Annotated in this window: 15 protein-coding genes; 5 read left to right on the plus strand and 10 right to left on the minus strand. The window is 63.6% G+C overall.

The window, feature by feature from the left end:
- Positions 1 to 136: 136 nt before the first annotated feature.
- From D3I60_RS00905 to D3I60_RS00915, 3 genes are all read right to left on the minus strand, one after another.
- On the minus strand, positions 137 to 1,381 hold the full coding sequence (locus D3I60_RS00905) for a DUF1254 domain-containing protein (protein ID WP_262774138.1): 1,245 nt from the start codon (positions 1,379 to 1,381) through the stop codon (positions 137 to 139).
- Positions 1,382 to 1,623: 242 nt separating this feature from the next.
- Positions 1,624 to 4,317, minus strand: coding sequence for a LuxR C-terminal-related transcriptional regulator (locus tag D3I60_RS00910; RefSeq protein ID WP_262774140.1), 2,694 nt, complete (start codon positions 4,315 to 4,317; stop codon positions 1,624 to 1,626).
- Positions 4,302 to 6,920 (minus strand): AAA family ATPase, encoded by a 2,619-nt coding sequence (locus D3I60_RS00915; protein WP_262774142.1) that lies wholly within the window; start codon positions 6,918 to 6,920, stop codon positions 4,302 to 4,304. Before D3I60_RS00915 ends, D3I60_RS00910 begins: the two co-directional genes overlap by 16 nt.
- Before the next feature lie 818 nt (positions 6,921 to 7,738).
- Here D3I60_RS00915 and D3I60_RS00920 point away from each other — a divergent pair.
- Positions 7,739 to 8,932 (plus strand): acyl-CoA dehydrogenase family protein, encoded by a 1,194-nt coding sequence (locus D3I60_RS00920; RefSeq protein WP_262774144.1) that lies wholly within the window; start codon positions 7,739 to 7,741, stop codon positions 8,930 to 8,932.
- 38 nt (positions 8,933 to 8,970) lie between these two features.
- Entirely contained in the window at positions 8,971 to 10,116 is a 1,146-nt protein-coding gene (locus D3I60_RS00925) for an acyl-CoA dehydrogenase family protein (RefSeq protein ID WP_262774146.1), read from the plus strand.
- Positions 10,117 to 10,528: 412 nt separating this feature from the next.
- On the opposite strand, the gene D3I60_RS00930 is transcribed toward D3I60_RS00925, so the two are convergent.
- From D3I60_RS00930 to pyrE, 4 genes are all read right to left on the minus strand, one after another.
- Positions 10,529 to 11,158 carry a TrmH family RNA methyltransferase gene (locus D3I60_RS00930; RefSeq protein WP_262774148.1) on the minus strand — a complete coding sequence of 210 codons (630 nt, stop codon included), beginning with the start codon at positions 11,156 to 11,158 and terminating at the stop codon, positions 10,529 to 10,531.
- Complete coding sequence (locus D3I60_RS00935; protein WP_262774149.1) at positions 11,155 to 12,810, minus strand: ABC transporter permease; 1,656 nt, start codon at positions 12,808 to 12,810, stop codon at positions 11,155 to 11,157. The genes D3I60_RS00930 and D3I60_RS00935 overlap by 4 nt, the downstream gene beginning before the upstream one ends.
- Positions 12,810 to 13,685, minus strand: a complete 876-nt coding sequence (locus D3I60_RS00940; RefSeq protein ID WP_262774151.1) for an ABC transporter ATP-binding protein — start codon at positions 13,683 to 13,685, stop codon at positions 12,810 to 12,812. The genes D3I60_RS00935 and D3I60_RS00940 overlap by 1 nt, the downstream gene beginning before the upstream one ends.
- A gap of 180 nt (positions 13,686 to 13,865) precedes the next feature.
- On the minus strand, positions 13,866 to 14,432 hold the full coding sequence (gene pyrE / locus D3I60_RS00945; RefSeq protein WP_062862586.1) for an orotate phosphoribosyltransferase: 567 nt from the start codon (positions 14,430 to 14,432) through the stop codon (positions 13,866 to 13,868).
- Between the two features lie 326 nt (positions 14,433 to 14,758).
- On the opposite strand from pyrE, the gene D3I60_RS00950 reads away from it, so the two are divergent.
- Positions 14,759 to 15,031: a GlsB/YeaQ/YmgE family stress response membrane protein gene (locus D3I60_RS00950; RefSeq protein WP_262774157.1), complete on the plus strand. Its 273-nt coding sequence runs from the start codon at positions 14,759 to 14,761 to the stop codon at positions 15,029 to 15,031.
- Positions 15,032 to 15,464: 433 nt separating this feature from the next.
- On the opposite strand, the gene D3I60_RS00955 is transcribed toward D3I60_RS00950, so the two are convergent.
- The 3 genes from D3I60_RS00955 to D3I60_RS00965 are packed head-to-tail and all read right to left on the minus strand — an operon-like array spanning position 15,465 to position 16,877.
- Positions 15,465 to 15,851, minus strand: coding sequence for a hypothetical protein (locus tag D3I60_RS00955; RefSeq protein ID WP_262774159.1), 387 nt, complete (start codon positions 15,849 to 15,851; stop codon positions 15,465 to 15,467).
- The gene (locus D3I60_RS00960) at positions 15,844 to 16,317 is read right to left on the minus strand and encodes a hypothetical protein (protein ID WP_262774161.1); all 474 of its coding nucleotides are present in this window, start codon (positions 16,315 to 16,317) and stop codon (positions 15,844 to 15,846) included. Before D3I60_RS00960 ends, D3I60_RS00955 begins: the two co-directional genes overlap by 8 nt.
- Positions 16,314 to 16,877 (minus strand): RNA polymerase sigma factor, encoded by a 564-nt coding sequence (locus D3I60_RS00965; RefSeq protein WP_262774163.1) that lies wholly within the window; start codon positions 16,875 to 16,877, stop codon positions 16,314 to 16,316. The genes D3I60_RS00960 and D3I60_RS00965 overlap by 4 nt, the downstream gene beginning before the upstream one ends.
- Positions 16,878 to 17,060: 183 nt before the next feature.
- Between D3I60_RS00965 and D3I60_RS00970 the strand changes: the two genes are divergently transcribed.
- Together D3I60_RS00970 and D3I60_RS00975 are read left to right on the plus strand one after the other, a co-directional pair.
- Positions 17,061 to 17,531 carry an Asp23/Gls24 family envelope stress response protein gene (locus tag D3I60_RS00970; RefSeq protein WP_262774165.1) on the plus strand — a complete coding sequence of 157 codons (471 nt, stop codon included), beginning with the start codon at positions 17,061 to 17,063 and terminating at the stop codon, positions 17,529 to 17,531.
- A 37-nt stretch (positions 17,532 to 17,568) separates the two neighbouring features.
- Positions 17,569 to 17,751, plus strand: a complete 183-nt coding sequence (locus D3I60_RS00975; protein ID WP_135541803.1) for a DUF2273 domain-containing protein — start codon at positions 17,569 to 17,571, stop codon at positions 17,749 to 17,751.

A 17,751-nucleotide genomic window follows, 5' to 3' on the forward strand; every position in this document is an offset into this window, starting at 1 on the left:
TCCGCTGTCCGGTTGCAGGGATCTTTGCGGTTTACCGAAAGCACTGCGCGAAGGCGCCTCCGGGCCCGGTCGCCATTCGGAAAAGCTTCTGCACGGCCTTGACGCCAGAAGTGGTCCTCGCGTCGATCGGCAGGATTCAGTCGACCACGGTGAATTCGGGCGCCGCGTATTCGCCGTTCTGAATCGCTTCACTGGGTCCGTAGAGACGCAGAATCAGATAGGTGTCCTTCTCGGGAATCGGGAGGAAATTCGGGTCTTCTCCGTCATACTCGACCTCAGACCCGAGGAGGAGAGAGAAAGTGCCGTCTTCGTTGCGGGTCATCGTACGATCCCCGCGAGAATGCCGATTCAGTGAGTTGTGTTCCATCAGCCTGCTGTCCAAACCGTATGCAGTGAACGACCAGAACTCCGTGACGTCGGGCGCATCGAACGTTGCGCGATAGCATTTTCCGCCGGAACCGTTCAAAGGCAGACCATCGGATCCCACCTCGATCTTCACGTAGACCGACTCCACCGGCGGAAGACCCCATTGACCGATCAGCGTTCCCACAGCGAAGAGATCCCGCGGTCCCGAACCGAGTTCCTCCCGCGTTCCCAGGACTTGCTTCGAGTTGGTGAGAGTCGGCGCCAACTCTTTGAGGTGAGCCAGACCAAGCTCTTCCCCGCGGACCGCAGCAGCACGCTGTTCTTCAGTGAAATCGGCCCTCCCCGCCTCAAGACCCAACGCAGTGAATCGCGTCAGCCATTCCGCGTCAGCCCGAGCCATACTCCCATCGGCGAGGACGAAGTTCACGCGCTCCAACCAGGTCGAGCTCTCCGGGTCCGGAAAACGGCGCTCCTCCGGCGGCGGTGATGCCTCGCCCAAGTAGACCGAGAGGGTCTCAAGCGTCCATTCGTCCATCAAGGAGCGAGCAACGCCGAGGTCCGGACCACCAACCGTCATTATTCGGCCCATCACCTTGATGAGGTGGGAATCAGACCGGACGACCTCGTCGACGCTGTCTGGAATCGCACCGTCCCAATCGGATGCGGCGAAAAGGAAGGTTCCCCCTTTTGTCTTGCGGACCCGGGAACCGATCATAGCGTTCGTGTAGTGGCCGAGATCCATCGTGTGGAGGATCCAATAGCGCCCCTCGTCGAAGTCGGGCACCGTAACCACCACTGGTTCCGCCGCAACGTCGAACCACCCCTGCAGATGCAATGTGTCGTTATTGATGGTGGGATGTGCCGTGTATGTGTCGTCGGCAAGATCGCGAAGTTTCTGGAACTCGTTGAACGGTCGTCCTGGTTCGATCGTCGTCTCGTACAAGAACGAGTACGCCTTGTCGATGGAATAGGCATAGATGTAGGCGTCGCGCGCCAATGCATCAGATATAGTCACGGCAGAATTCCCCATCTCTCGTCATATCCTTCAGCTTACGCATACTGCCCCTCGAGTTCGATCGCTTGCCAGAGGGAAGTCGCCTCAGCGTCAGATCTCAACGAATCCGAACCCTGTCGTGGAATCCAGATCGGATCCGGACGTCGAGATCCACCAGCTGCGGGCCGGTTGTGGTCGTGCCGCCGCGTTCCATGCCTGTCGGACGGCGGCCGCTTCACTGCGCCGTGCGCCGGAACGCACGCTCAGATGCTGTCGGTCTTCTGCTTTGCTCGACCTGCGATCTCGATATTCAGCCTCGCAAATGCCTCGGCGACCTGGTCTCGGCGAGTGATTCCCAGTTTTCGGTAGAGGCGGTAAGCATGCCCCTCCACGGTGCGGACGGCAGCTCCGAGCTGCTCCGCGATCTCCGCGTTCGATCGGCCCTTGACCAGAAGTCCGCAGATCTCCCGTTCCCGTTCCGTCAGTTCAATCGGCAGCTCGGAGGAGACAACCGTCGACGGCAGGTTGCCTCGATGCTTGAGGCGGTCCTTCGCCAGCTGCACACATCGTGCGGCAACGTCCGGTGCCGCTGATCGCTGCGCCTCGGCGATCTTCAGCAGGCTCGCCGAGTCCTTCTCCCGCAGAGCCGATCCCACTGCTCCCAAGAATCGGAATGTCTGTCCCTCCCCCGCCGCGGCGAGTCGACACATCGCGTCCGAATCGGCGTCACCGAAGTGGCGGAAGAGCAGGCAGCGGATCTCCGCGGCCAAACCGAATGATTCTTCCCTCTCCGCGTCCTCGAGCATCCGGTTCAGCTCCCTCTCGGCTTCCGAATCGGAGTTGCGCAGCCGACGGGAGATGAGGGCATGCGCGACCGCTCGCCTGTACTCCATCTGGAAACTGGAACGGACGAGGCGAACGAAGCGAATATCGAACTCTTCGGCCATCTGCGACTCTCCGCTGAGCGTGGCAAGGTACTGGGCAAGACCCAGTGCCGCTGCGAGGGCAGACGACTGGTTCCAATAGTCCAGCGCCTCGACACCCGCTCGAGCGAACCGCAGGGCCGAGTCGATCTCTCCTTCACGGAGCAGAATCTCTGCTTCCATGATGTCACTGACGCCGCTGCGGGCTGCGAGCTGAGCGATGTCGTTCGTTCGCGGCACCTGCAGCGACCGTCGAGCCGCAGCGAGGTCTCCCTGTTCCATCCGAGTGCGAGCGTCGAGCAATCTCAGGATCATGCTTCCCATGCCCAACGAACGGAGCTCGCGCTTGACGAAGTTGAGGATCTCAAGAGCTTTTCCGGGTCGTCCCTTCTCCAGTTCGAAGGAGCCGCAGACCAATCCTGCGGCCATTCGGTACATATCGGGAAGCGATTCGTCGAGAGCATGAGTGCGCAGCAGATCGCCGTCGGGACGTCGAGACAGAGCACCCTCGTCATGGTGGCCGCCGGCGCCGACGACGGACAGAATCGTCTGGAGCAGATCTTTGGCCGAGTCGACGCTGAGACCATCGGCTGCAAACCATTTCGCTGCCTGACTGTGCTCCTCGGAATGAGCGGAGCAGGTGCTGACGGCGCAGCACTCGCTGTCGTCGTCGGCCATTCTGTCGAGTGCGTCGAGGAAGGACGTCGCCTCGAGTGCCGCGGATCGATACGCGGTCTGACGGTTTCCCCAGACCACGGCAGCCGCGATCACCAGTCCTGGACAGCACGCTTTGTGCAGGCAATGCGCAAGCAGGTCGAGCCCGAGTTCGAGCTGACCGACGTTGCAGTAGAGATACGCGAGCTCGAAGAGTTCCGCGGCATTCAGGTTGCCCGTGGGAAGATCGGCCATGATCCGCAGGGCGCGATGCCACTCGGTCGCTTCGATGGCGATCATCGCGGCATCGATGATCTGCCGGTCATCGAGGTCGATCCCGCAGCCCAATGCCCATTCCGTCCGCAGCATCCGAGATCTGTCGCTCGGCTTGTCCGGATAGTCCCGGACGATGGCGAACCATTTTCGGCTGCGGCCGATGGGAATGCTCACCCGAATCGTCTCGGACGCGTGGTGCTCGCGCGCGACATAGACACGGCTGGCAGCACCGACGATCCGCAGGACATCGAGGTCGACCAGCCGATCTGCCGCCGCTCCGAGCCCGAGGGAGAGCATGAGTTCGATGTCGATCTCGCCTGCCATGACCACAAGCTCGAGCGCGGTCCGCTCTTCGTCCGAGTACTCCTCCAGATCGATTCGGGCGAAATCACGCGCCCGAACGTCGAAGTCCGTGTCGAGTCCATCGAGGATGACGACGCCGTTTCGCAGTAGCAGTCGGTTCTTCCGCTTGCAGTAGCCGAGGAGTTCGAACAGTTTGCCGGGATTGCGTCCCGAGTGGAAATCGACGATGTCCAATACCGCTTGGGCCGCTATTCCTCCGAAGCTGTATTCGACCGCAGTGCGCAGATCCCTCTGCGTCAGCTGGCCGAGAGTGATCTGTGCCATGGCCTGTTCGTCGACGAGTTCGGCGAAGGGCCAGGAATTTCTGACAGCTGGCTGACGAGTCATCGCCACGATCCGAATCGTTCCCGTGGACGCCAGCTGCGTCAGCAGGCGCAGACTGCGCGCATCGAGATGGTGAGCGTTATCGACGAACACCGTCGGAGTCTGAGCACCTCCGGTCAGCGCTTCGATCACTCGCTTGGGCAGACCGACCGGATCATCGAGATCGACGATCATTGCGAAGACGCCGAAGGGCGCCGCGCTCAGCACTCGATCGCCACGCAGCCAAGTCTCCTGTCCGCCGCGTCGCCGATGGATCTCCCTCGCCAGACGTGACTTGCCCATTCCGACATCACCGCCGATGAGAATGCCGGCAACGGATGAGTCGGTCAACGACTGTTCGATAGCTCGCAGCTCGGCCTCCCGGCCCAGAAGTGGGGGGCGGTGCAGATTCACCTGACCGGTCATGTCAACCTCCATGCGATCTGCTTGAGTTCCTGGCGATCGCTGACATGCAGTCGTCGATAGATCCGGCCGAGGTGCCATTCCACGGTTCGAACCGACAGATACAGCTGAGCACCGAGTTCTGCATTGGTGGATCCATCGGCTACTCCGAGCACCAGTCGCTTCTCGATATCGGTGAGCATTGCCGAGAGATCGGCACCGCCGGCATCGAACGTGATCGTGCGCAGACTCGAGTCCAACAGGGCCCGGGCACGCTTGACTCCGACCGCGTCACCCTTCTTCACTGCCTTGTCACGTGCGGTTCGTGCAAGATCGACGGACATCACGACCGCACCGAAGTTCAGTGCCGCTGCGGCAGCGTCGGTCATCGCAGCGTCTCCCCCGTCGTCATAGGCCCGGGCGATGGCGGCTGCCAATCGCCCCAACTCTCCGTCGACGTGGTCGGCAGCCCTGCCGAGGTCCAGCTGTGCCGACCTGCTGCCGTTCCGGCTCGCCTCCATCCAGGCATAGACGGCGAGCGCGTGTGCGCCGAGTTCATCGGCTGCGGTGCCGAGCGCATAGAGTTCTTCGGCCGACTCCTCCGGGTCTGACAAAGCCAGTGATTGGAGTTCGAGAAGATCGGTTGTGAAGTCCAGCAGCCAGTCGTACTCGGAATTCGGCACACCGCGGATCGTTCCGGATTCTCGGCCGTACGCACGGCGGCCGAATCTCTGCCTGTCGCGTCGATGCGAGGTCCGTTTTCCTGGGACCGTCTTCGTCGCAAGCGATGTCGACGCCTCACGCATCCGCAGACAGCCCTCGGCCAACTGCAGTGCGGCGAGCCTGAGTGCCCGATCCTGCTCGCTCTCGTCCCGATCGCGAGATGCTCTGTCCAGACTCTGGTGGGCACGCGTGATGTGCCCCGTCCACAGATCGATGAGAGCTGCCGCAGTCGGAGTATCCATGCGCGGGGCCGTGTGCTTCAATGCGGCCCTGGCCCTGTCCCATGAACCGGCGAGATAATGACCGGCGAAGATCTGGGGAGCCGAATCCTCGACTTCGAAACTTGTGGTGTCGGGGAGGTCGAACATCGCTTCGGCTTGGACCAGATATGTGTGTCCGCGTTCGATCCGCCCTCGTATCACCGCCGCAGCCCCGAGGATCGAGCAGGCGCGCTGTCGGTGGCGAGTCAGACAGCTGAAATCGCGCAGGACGCGTTCAGAGATCATCTGCGCCTCGTCGAATCGCCCTCCCCGCATGACGAACTGAGCTCTGGTGACGTCCAACCGCCCGATATCGACTGCGTTGACGAGACGGTCCCGGACCCACTCGGTTCTCAGGCTCTGAGGTTCGCGGGGATCAGTGACGCGCAGTTCGAGGCACGCAAGGCGTGAGAGGAATTCGTCAGAGCCGTCTCCGTCGGTCGAGGAGGAGATGAGTCGATCGAGGATGGCCTCGGCTTCGACGGTGTCTCCGCGGCCGTACTCCGCGCGGGCCAGCTCCAGGTGCAGCTCCGGAATATCCGAATGCGAACTCCTCAGCATTCCTACCGCTCCGGCGAAGTCACCACGTCCGTTGGCCCAGGAGGCAGCCCGGAGAATCGCATCCGGATCGACGTGGACGCCCCATTCCTGCATCCACCTGACTTTCCCGAACAGCGCAGCGCCGTGGAGAGTCATGGGAGCCAGCACGGGCAGGACTTCGCGGAGCAGCTCCAGGGAACGCGAAGACGGAACGCTGTCACGCATGACCTGCGCCAGGGCCGCTTCGACCAAAGACACTTCGGAGTATCTGTCCTTGCCGATGGCCAAGACTCCCCGCTCGACGAGATTGTCCAGCAGATCGACATCGCACATGGCCTGCAGAGCATCGTACGGAAGTGATCCGATCATGGCGACGAGTTCGAGAACCCGGCGCTGAGCCGGGAGGACGTTCCACAGGACTCGGTCTTCAGCACCTCGGCGCGCAAGCGGAGTCGACTCTCGGTCGATGAAGAGCCGGCTGAGCAGACGAGGATTGCCGCGTGACCGCGTTCGGAGATCGGCGAGAACCTGTTCGTCGACTTCGTAACCGGCTTCTCGGGCACAGTCCCGAATGGCCGAGTCGTCCAAGCTTCCCAGGTCGATGCGGACGACCTTGCCGGAACCCCACAGAACGGCAAGAAGGTCCACCGGGCGTCTGACCGTCTCAGCGGCAGCCAGAACCCTGATGCGGCCTTCCGCCGCCAGCTGCGAGATGATCGACAACGACTGCTCGTCTACTCGATCGGCATTGTCGACGACGACCACAGGAGTGTGTTCGATCGCGGATCGTGCGATCGCTCGCGTCACGATCGAGAATGCGGCGCCCAATGAGATCTCATCGGAGGCTTCCCCCTCGGTGGAGAGCAGGACTTCGAAGATGCCGAGATCTCTGTTGGCGATCAGATTCGAACCGCGGAACCGGAAGACGGGGACTTCGGTCTCGAGATTGGCCGCCACCGCGTTGAGGACGGTGGTCTTTCCCATTCCCGTCGCGCCGATGACCAGAGCTCCATTGATGGTCGGATCCGCGAGGATCGCGGCGATATCGACGATTTCGGACTGCCGCGCCACTGTCGAGCCGACCACGGAAGAACGCGAGACGACAGGGGCGGTCATGTCGTCTCACTTATGCGCGCGGCTTCATCCGCACCTTCGAGACAGCCCAAGAGCGAGTTTCCCTCGGTACACGATAGGGCCTCCGAGGTCCAGCACCAGTCGATTACGAGGTGGTTGAGCTGACAGACCTCGGAATCAGCCACAGAGATTTCACCGCGGCGACCAGTCACGGCAGCGGGGCCGCCGACCACGACGGCACGCGAAACACGATGCCGCGAAGTACGGATCTTCCGGATTCCACAGCAGGGTGTTTCATTTCCCGCAGGCGAGATCGGCGCCGAACGAGTCACGTCGGCATCGGATTCGAGGGGATCCGCGCATTTGATTTCACCGGCCATGCAGCCGGTTTGGGATAAGCCAATCATCCCGTCGTCCACTTCTCTCAGAGATCGCGTTTCGAGCAACCGGGGGGGGATTTCGCACTTCGATGTGCCATACGCAGTTGCAAGGTTCGATCAGTCGTCCGCAGACAGCCGAGGAACTTCTCTGATAGTAGGACGGGGACGCGGGTCTGCACCATATATGTTCACAACGTTAAGAATTTGTAATATAGAAAATGTCTAAGCGTGACAAGAATGAAATACTACATATGTATCGATTTCCGGGCGATCAAAAGCTTCCTTCTGATCGCTTCAGGGCTCCCCGACCGCCGGGCAGCCTGTCAAGAAGGAGACCGCTGGGCACTGCCCCCGAAGGCGACTTCGCACTATTCGCAGATGGCACAATCGACGCCCCACGCACCCCTCGCCCACTTGTGAGCCCGAACACCGGACCGTACCATTGGAGGAAAGTTACTGAACGATCTATAAGGAGTTCGCATGGACACACTACTGAATGCAGAAGAGCGCGAATTCGCGCAGCAGATGCGTCAGTTCTACCGCACGGAGATCCCTGAGGAACTCCGCTTCAAGGTCGCCACCGGCCAGGAGCTGAGCAAGGATGACATAGTCACCTCGCAGCGGATCCTCAACCAGCACGGCTACGCCGTGCCGAACTGGCCGGTCGAATGGGGCGGCCAGGACTGGACTCCCGTGCAGCGTCACATCTGGCTCGAAGAGATGCAGCTGGCCTGCGTTCCGCAGCCGCTGCCGTTCAACGTCTCCATGGTCGGACCCGTCATTGCCACCTTCGGCTCGCAGGAGATCAAGGAACGTTTCCTGCCCGCCACCGCGAACATCGACATCTGGTGGTCGCAGGGATTCTCCGAGCCCAACGCCGGTTCGGACCTCGCCTCGCTCAAGACGACTGCGGTGCGCCAGGGCGATAAGTACATCGTCAACGGTCAGAAGACCTGGACGACCCTGGGCCAGTACGGCGACTGGATCTTCAACCTGGTGCGCACCGACCCGGACGTGAAGAAGCAGGCCGGCATCTCCTTCCTGCTCATCGACATGAAGACCCCCGGCGTCACCGTCCGTCCGATCCAGCTCATCGACGGCGGCCACGAGGTCAACGAAGTCTTCTTCGACAATGTCGAGGTGCCCGTCCGGAACCTCGTCGGCGAAGAGAACAAGGGCTGGACCTACGCGAAGTTCCTCCTCGGCAACGAGCGCACCGGAATCGCCCGCATCGGCGGCTCGAAGGTCAACCTCGCCCGCGCCAAGGCCTATGCCGCGGTGACGAAGACCGCTCGCGGCACTCTGCTCGACGATCCCCTGTTCTCCGCTCGTCTGACGAAGATCGAAGCCGAACTCACCGCTCTCGAGATGACCCAGCTGAGGATCCTTTCCACCCAGGCCTCGGGATCCGACAAGCCGGATCCGCGCTCGTCGGTGCTCAAGCTCAAGGGCTCCCAGCTGCAGGAGGACATCTCCGAACTCCTCGTCGACGTACTCGGTCCGCAGGGTCTCGACTTCGTCTCCGACCGTGTGCAGGGCCAGGGCCTGTCCGATCTGCCCAATGGTGCCGTCGACGCACTGCCCGGCTATTTCAACACCCGCAAGGTCACCATCTACGGCGGTTCGTCCGAGGTGCAGCGCGGAATCATCTCGAAGGCACTGCTCGGTCTCTGAGGTACCGACGCTCACTCGATCTCCCAAGAAGGACAACAATGGATCTTGAACTCAACGACATTCAGCAAGAACTCGCCAGCACACTGAACAAGTACCTGCGCAGCGAGTACGACATCGCCAAGCGCGAAGAGATCCTTCGCAGCGACGAGGGCATCTCCCGCGAGAAGTGGCAGGCCTTCGCCGAGATGGGTCTGCTCGGACTTGCGATTCCCGAGTCCTACGGCGGCGCGGACATGACCTTCAACGAGGTGGCCGTGGTCGCCGAGGCGTTCGGTCGCTCACTCGTCCTCGAACCGTTCCTGGCTACCGCAGTCCTCGGTGCCAATGCCGTTCTGCTCGGCGGCAGCGAGGAGCAGAAACAGGCCATCCTGCCCGGTGTGGCAGAGGGCCAGACCTTCCTCGCTCTCGCAGCGCTCGAGCCCGGACTGCGCTACGCAGTCGACGCTCCGCAGACTCAGGTCTCCGGTGCCGACGGCAGCTTCACCCTCACCGGTGAGAAGAACAATGTGCTCGGCGGAGACGTCGCCGACCACTTCGTCGTCACCGCCACGCAGAACGGCGAGCTGGGCCTCTACCTCGTCGCCGCCGATGCCGAGGGTCTGACCCGTGTGGCTCAGCGCCAGGCCGATGGTCTGGGAAGCGCGAACCTCAAGCTCGAGGGGGTCGCCGCCCAGCGCCTCGACGCAGCCGACGCCAACGCCGTGCTGTCCGAGGTCCTCGACCTGGGCAACGCTGCAATCATGGCTGAGGCCGTCGGTGCGCTCGAAGCCTCTCTGACGATGACTGCCGAGTATCTGAAGACCCGTGAGCAGTTCGGTGCTCCGATCGGTGCGAACCAAGCCCTGCAGCACCGCGCCGCCGATCTCTACGCCGAACTCGAGTACGCGCGCAGCATGGCTCTGTACTCTCGCCTGGCCGTGACTTCCGAAGTTCCGGGCGCCGAGAAGGACCGCCACCGCGACGTCATCGCCGCGAAGATCGTCGTCGACCGGGCTGCTCGCAACATCAGCCAGGAGTCGATCCAGATGCACGGCGGCATCGGCATGACCATGGAATACCCCATCGGTCACTACGCCAAGCGCCTGACGGTCATGACCCGCACCTTCGACGACTCGGATTCGCTGACCGCGGAGCTCGCCGAACTCGGCGGACTCATCGAACCCCACGCCGCCGACCTCAGCTGAGGCAGCGGCGCTTCAGCGCCGCACGTTCGACCTCGAGGGTGCGGCGCTGCGTCGTCGGGGCCTATCAACGCCCACCGAGGCAGCCGGCTCCCGGCAGCACGGAAGCGCCGAGGCGGCACGATAATCGTCGTGCCGCCTCGGCGCTTCTTCGTCTCAGTATGCCGGTCGGCAACCTCCGTGACGGCGTCTCGGTCCACCGCGCTCCGGCAGAGTTGGATTGTTGGGGCGATCCGCGTTGATCTGAGCGCGGCGGATTCAAGCTGTCGTTGCAACACCTGTTGAATCGTCGAGTTCGTTCAATAGCTTAGCCAGGGCCTCCTCGGCGAGACCGCGGCCTCCTGTACGAGGAGGACGGGACTTCCCCAGGGAGACCAAATCCTCCCCTGCGAGGCCTCCGTTGCCGGCAGAGAAGTCAGTTCACGGGCTGGTCGTACACGTGCCGGCGGATCCAGGAGTGCATGGTGATCGCGGCGGCGGCTGCGGCGTTCATCGACCGTGTCGAACCGTACTGCGCGATCGAGAGCACGTCGCGGCTCGCCTGGTGCGCTACCTCGCTCAGTCCCGGTCCTTCCTGGCCGAACAGCAGCAGGCAGCGCCGAGGCAGGTCGTAGGTTTCCAGCGGCACGGAGTCCGGGAAGTTGTCGATGCCCAGCAGAGGCACGTCGTTCTCGGCGCACCAGCTGAGCAGGTCGTCCACGCTCGGATGGTGGATGACGTGCTGGTACTTGTCGGTGACCATCGCTCCACGCCGGTTCCAGCGGCGTCTGCCGACGATGTGCACGGCTGCGGCGTTGAAGGCGTTGGCGGTGCGCACGACCGAACCGATGTTGAGGTCGTGCTGCCAGTTCTCGACTCCGACGTGGAAATCGTGCCGCGAGGCATCGAGGTCGGCCACGATCGCATCGTGCTTCCAGTACCGATACTTGTCGACGACATTGCGCCGATCACCCTGAGCCAGCAGCTCCGGATCGAAGTGCTCGCCCACAGGCCAGGGGCCGGTCCATGGACCGACCCCCACCTGCGGTTCAGCGCTTTCGGTCACTTGTCGTCGCGGGAATCATCCGCCGACTTCGCGTCCTTTTCGTCTTCTCCGCCGGACTTCACGCCTGACTTCTTCGCGCCGGATTCCTTCGCCGAGGTGGCCGCCGACTTCGCGTCGTCCGAGTCCGCATCCGCGTCGTCCGTGTCGTCCGAATCGGCATCATCCGCGTCATCGGCGCTCGAGTCCGACTTCGCGGCGCCCTTCGCCGAGGTGGTGGCACCGACCTTCTGCGCGCGCTTGCTCATCTTCACGGTCTTGCCGCCGCGACCGCCACCGGACAGCACCGAGCGCACGTACGCACCCGAGGCCAGAGCATGGAGGATGACGGCGAGGACCAGGGCGATGCCGGCGGCGACGAGGCCCTCCCACCACTCGGCCTGACCGGCGAAGGAGCGGCCGGCGATGCCCAGCGGCGAGGTGAACGGCGTCCACGACAGCACCTTCGCGACGGTGCCCGAGGGGCCGATGATGACCGGAGCGAAGAAGCCCGCCACGGTGATGACGCCGATGATCGTGAGGAAGGTGGCGCGTACCTTGGAGCCGACGACGGTCGACGCCCAGACGAGCAGCGCGAACACCGACCAGGCGGTGAGGAGCAGTGCCAGCGCGAACCAGCCCAGGCCCGGCAGCATGGCGAATGCCAGGGACGTCTTACCCGACAGTGAGAGTCCAAGCTCGGTGATGACGGCGGCCGCAACGAGGTGGACGACGACCAGGGTCAGCATGCCTGTGACCCGGCCCGAGGCCGAGGCGCGCGGCGGAATCGTGGCTGCGATGATCTCGGTGATCCGGTTGCGCTTCTCCAAGCGCAGGTTCTGGTACAGCGCAGTCCCCAGGGTGGCGACGACGAGCAGCGACAACGCGACCATGCCCCACAGCAGCGGGGTGGCCACGGCACCGTCGACGGCCGGGGTCTCGAGCAGCGTCGCCTCGGTCTTCGGCGCGAGCTTCTCGAGCAGGGCATCGGGCTGCTTGTCGAGGGCGATGATCGTCGGCTGTCCCTGACCGCTCGGGTCCTGGATGAACGCAGCGTCGACCTTGCCTTCACGCACGAGCTTCTCGGCTGCGGGCGCGTCCTTGGCGTCGGTGATCTTCACACCCAGCTGCTGTTCGTACATCGCCGCCTGCTCGCCGACTCCGACCATCGCCATGGTCGGGGTGCCCGAGTCCTTCTGCACGTCGGCGACGATTCCGGAGATGATCGCGGCCAGCACGCCGAGGATGATCACGGCGGCCGTGACCAGGAAGTAGGGGCTGCGCATGGCCGTGGTGGACTCACGGTTCGACACGAGCCACGCGGCCTGGCGGTTGCCGACATCGACGAACTCCGAGACCAGTCCGGTCTCCGGCAGTTCGTCGGGATCGGGGGTGTCCTCGGCGAGTTCGAAGGGAACGTCGTCGAGGCCGGCGGTGGCGCCGGACTCGTTCGCGTCCTTCGCCTCGGTGCCCTTCTTCGCCGAGGCGGCCGCTCCCGTGGTCGCACCAGCGGCGGTCGCCTCGTCGTCCGAGTCGACCGCCTCGGCGGTGGACTCGTCTTCGATCACATCGTCGTCGACGGGCACACCGAGGTCGTCGATGCCTTCGCCGGCCGTGCCCTTGGACACGAGCGGTTCCGGGGACTCGTCATTCGCACCATTGTCTTTGCGCGCCATTACAGAGCCTCCTTGTACTGCTCGGACAGTGTCGGGCGGACACTTTCGAAGTTCTTCACATTCTTCAGCTCGGCCACGGCAGCGGCGGCTGACTTCGCATCATTCGCGCGGAAGTTCACGCCCTCGCGTCCGACGGACTTCACATCGCTGATTCCCGTTCGGGATTTCAGCGCCGAGGCGGCCGTCTCGGTATCCGTCGTCTCGACGCGGTAGTGCGGGTCACCGAGCAGCTTCTCGACGCTGCCCGAGGCGGTCACCTTGCCCTGGCTCAGAATGATGACATCATCGGCGAACGTCTGTGCCGCCTCCCAGTCGTCGGTGGCCAGGATGACAGGCACACCCGAGGATGCGTGGGCCCGCAGCAGGGACGTGACCAGGCGCAGCGAGGCGGCGTCGAGGCCGGCGAAGGCATCGTCGATGACGACGACGTCCGGGTCGGCGGCCAGGGTCGCGGCGATGTCGACGCGGGCGATCTCGGCGCCGGAGAGGTTCTTCAGCGGTGCGTAGCCGCGGTCGGCGAGCTCGAGATGGCCAAGCAGGGTCAGCGCATTCCGTTCGGCCGCGCCCAGGGTGATCCCGTGCAGGCGGGCGAGGTAGACGATCTGGTCGAGTACGCGCATGTTCGGGTATCCGCCGCGCTCGGCGGGCAGATAGCCGAAGTTCTGTCGGTCGCCGAAGTCGAGTTCGAAGTCCTCGAGTTCGATGGTGCCCTCATCAGCGGCGATGAGGCCCATGATGATGCGCACCAATTCGGTGCGGCCCGCCGAGCGGGTTCCCACGACTGCGGTGATCCGGCCCGCCTCGGCGGTGAAACTCACCTCGTCCAGATATGTCCGCTTCCCTTTGCGCAGGGAAACCTCTTTCAGTGTGAGCACGCGTCATCCTTTACATCAAACAGTTCTTGGGGAGTGTCTCATCTATCGTGTTGAAATAAGAGACTTGTTTCAAACCACGTCCTCGATTTCGACAGAATTGCCAGTCGAGTCCCAGGTCGTGATCGGTGAGCCGAGTTCGCCGAGGCGGCACCGTCTCGCCCCACCTCGCCGAGGCGGGCCTCAGTCGAGTCCGAGATCCGCGGTCGTCAGCGCGGTCAGGTACGGAATTCCCGTGGCTTCGACCCGTTCCTTGGCACCGGTGTCGCGGTCCATGACCACGGCCACGGCGACCACTTCGGCGCCGGCTTCCTTGAGCGCTTCGACGGCGGTGAGCACGGAACCGCCCGTGGTCGACGTATCCTCGACGGCGACGACGCGCTTGCCGGCGACGTCGGGGCCTTCGACGCGACGGGACATTCCGTGCTTCTTCGCCTCTTTGCGCACGACGAAGGAGTCGAGCGGGGTGCCGCGCACCACCGATCGGTGCATGACGGCGGTGCCGACCGGGTCGGCGCCCATCGTCAGGCCGCCGACGGCATCGACCTTGTCGAGCAGATCATGAGCCTCGAGGAGGTCGAGGACGACATCGCCGACGAGCGGTGCCGAGCGGTGGTCGAGGGTGACCCGACGCAGATCGAGGTAGTAGTCGGCCTCCTTGCCGGAGGAGAGGGTCACTCTGCCGCGCACCACGGCGAGTTCGTCGATGAGGTCGAGCAGTTGTCGGCGAGTGTCAGCGCTGTCGGTCATGAACTCCAGTCTACTGGGCGGTCGGACCACGCCCGTTCAGCCCCGTCTCAGTGACCAGGCGCACTCCCCTTCAGCGACCAGAATGCCTCCCGCCTCAGAGCCCAGCCGCCCTTTCGCCGCGGCCCGCTGACACCGGATGTGAGTATCTTCGTGAGGATCCGGCTGGTCCTGCTGACCCAGGGCGTGAGGATACGGCTGGCTCTGCGTCTGTATAGATGTCATAAAGGATCAACAAGACTTGGCACTTAACCTGCTTTTCGGTTGTACAGTGGCAACAGCACCGTGCAACCCGGCCGGTCAACTGTCTCAGAAGGGACGTGAGCAACATGGGTTTCATCGCATACCTCATCCTCGGACTCATCGCCGGAGCCATCGCTAAAGCTATCCTGCCCGGCAAACAGGGCGGCGGCTTCTTCGCCACGCTCATCCTCGGCGTCATCGGAGCCATGCTGGGCGGCTGGCTCGGCGGCATGATCTTCGGCGCCCAGATGGATAGGTTCTTCTCACTGTCGTCCTGGCTGTGCGCTATCGGCGGCTCGCTGATCGTGCTCATCATCTGGGGCCTCATCACCGGACGCTCGAAGAGCAAGGCCAACTGAGCGACTGCAGCAATCTAGAGAGCCACTGCCCGGCGGCACCCCGCTGCGACCGGGCGGCAATAGCCCAGAAAAAGGTGGACAGCCCAGATTCATACGTGGGCTATCCACCTTTCTCTGTGCCGAAAGCATGTGAACCCGCTTCAGTCACGGCCGAAACGCGTTTAAGGAACATCCTTCTCTGAAATGCACAGTTTCCTCAGTGGGCAATTGAGAGCAAAGTGTACCGAAAGCGGAATCCGCTGGGACTGGGGGTCTTCCGCAGGACCACGACCGACTCGCACAAGACCGCGTCCGCTCTGCGGCACGGGCCGAGCAACCGCAGACGGCACCGTCGGCAATAGCCCAGAAAAAAGGCGAACAGCCCAGTTTCAAACATGTGCTGTTCGCCTTCTTCTGTGCCGTTCGCGTCTTGAGCGCCGCCCGCCGCACGACCTCAGCGGCTGCGGCTGACGATGTGCACGTCGATGTCGATCTCCCCGATGGGCCCGTCGACCGCCGCCTGCAGGTCGACGGCGATGACGGCGAAGAGCTCGTCGACGATCTCGGTCACGGGCCGGCTGTCATCGAGATGCGCATCGATCCGGACGCCGAGATCCTCGCCTGTGCGCCAGACCTCGACGCGCAGCGGTTCGGATCCGGTTCGGCGCATCACTTGAGCGGCCGCGTTGGCGATCATGCCGCGCAGCCCCGGTGCCAGGCCGGTGACGCCGTCGACTCCGGTGACGGATTCGGTCAGGCGGGCCGAGACCGCCGCCTCGTCGAATCCGCGTGAGGTCCCGCTTTCGACCCTCGGCTTCACAACCCTCGGCTTCTCAGTCATCGCCGGCCTCCTCATCGACGAAGACGTCCTCGAGGGTGACGTCGATTCGCAGTGCGGGGATTCCCACCTGCGCGATCAGGGCACCGGCTACGCTGCGGCGGACATCCTCGGCGGCGGAGACGAAGGCCGTCCCCACGCTCATCATCACAGTCAGCGCCACCTCGACGGCACTGCCCTCCGGCTCGCCCGCGGGGGTCAGATTCACGCTGCGGGCGCGGATCCCGGGAACTGCGTCGACGGCCTCGCGGATGATTCCGCGCACCTCCGCCGTCGAGATCCGGAAGGGGTTGCCGCGCTCGGTCGTCAGCTTCGTGGCCGGTGCCAGAACCGCGTCCTCGCGCACGATCTGGAGGATGCGTTCGCGCAGGCCGATGGACTCCGCGGGGTCAGGTTCGAAAGCCTCCATGTATTCGTCGATGATGCCGCGCAGGTGAGCGTCCGTGGCGTTGACGGATTCGTCGCTCATACCCATCCCTCCATGCCCTCGGCGATGGCGGTTCGGGCGCGGTGGATGCGTCCACGCACACTGCCTTCGCTGATTCCCAAGGTCTCGGCAACCTCGGCGTAGCTGAGACCTTCCATCTGGTGGAGCACCCACGTTACACGCTGCTCCGAGGACAGAGTCTGCAGAATCCCGGAGAAATGCTCGAGCGCCGTGCGTGCCTCTACGGACCGCTCGACTGAGGCGGCACCGTCGACGTGATGGCCCAGATCCTCCGGATCCGATGCGTCGGAGGGCCGGGATGTGCGGCGGCGCAGCATATCGGTGCAGCGGTTCGAGGCCATCCGGTAGATCCACGTGCCGAAGGCCGCGGGTTCGGCCAGGGCGTCGAGCGATCGCCATGCCTTGACGAGCGTATCCTGAACGACGTCCTCGGCATCCTGTCGATCCCCGAGCGCACGCCAGGCGAAACGCAGCAGCTTCTGCTCGTATTCGTCGACGAGGGCCTCGAACGAGGCGATATCGCCCTCTCGAGCGCGCACGACCAGGGTGACGATGTCGAGACGATCATCTCCCCTTGTCATATCCCCATCGTAGGCCACGAGGCCGCGGAACCGGCTTGCCGCCTCGGCGAAAAATCCGCTCCGGCGAAAAATCTCTGCGACCACTGCGTGAGGATTGCATCGAGGCTGCGTCTGTACCTGTGTAAGCATCCTTCAGACGAAGGACTTGCGAACCGCATGCCCCTCCAATGAAAAGGAAGAACGATGCCGGAACCCAAGCAGTCCGATTCGAACCAGAAGGCCCAGACCACCCAGATCGATGATGTGCGCAGCCCGCTCGTCACCGAGATGGGCACCACCACCATCGCTGAGAACGTCGTCGCCAAGCTCACCGGAATCGCCGCCCGCGAAGTCCCCGGCGTCTTCGGCATGGGCAATGCCGCACGCCGCGCCTTCGACACCTTCACCGACCGCATCCCCGGCTCGCAGACCAACGTTTCCGGCGGAGTGTCCGTGGAGAAGGGTGAGAAGCAGACCGCCATCGACCTCACCATCGTCGTCGAATACGGCACCTCCATCGTCGACGTCGCCGAGGCGATCCGCCGCAACGTCGTCCGCGCCGTCGAACAGGGCACCGGACTCCAGGTCGTCGAGGTCAACATCGACGTCACCGACGTCCACCTGCCCGAGGACGACGAAGAGGCTCCGGCCAAGGATTCGCCGGAACTCAACTGACCCTCATCCGCAGCACCACCTCGGCAGAAGGAATGCCATGTCGAAAACTCTCATCGGACTCCTCGTCGGCCTGACGCTGGGAATCGTCGCCTACTTCGGCGGTTTCCTCGCGTTCCTCGTCGTCGCCATCTGCGGCGGGCTCGGTCTGGCCGTCGGCCTCGTCCTCGACGGACGCCTCGACCTGTCCGCGCTGAGCTCGCGCTCGACCACGCGGAGGTAG

Source organism: Brevibacterium permense, from assembly GCF_025506275.1.
GTDB classification, from domain to species: domain Bacteria; phylum Actinomycetota; class Actinomycetes; order Actinomycetales; family Brevibacteriaceae; genus Brevibacterium; species Brevibacterium permense_A.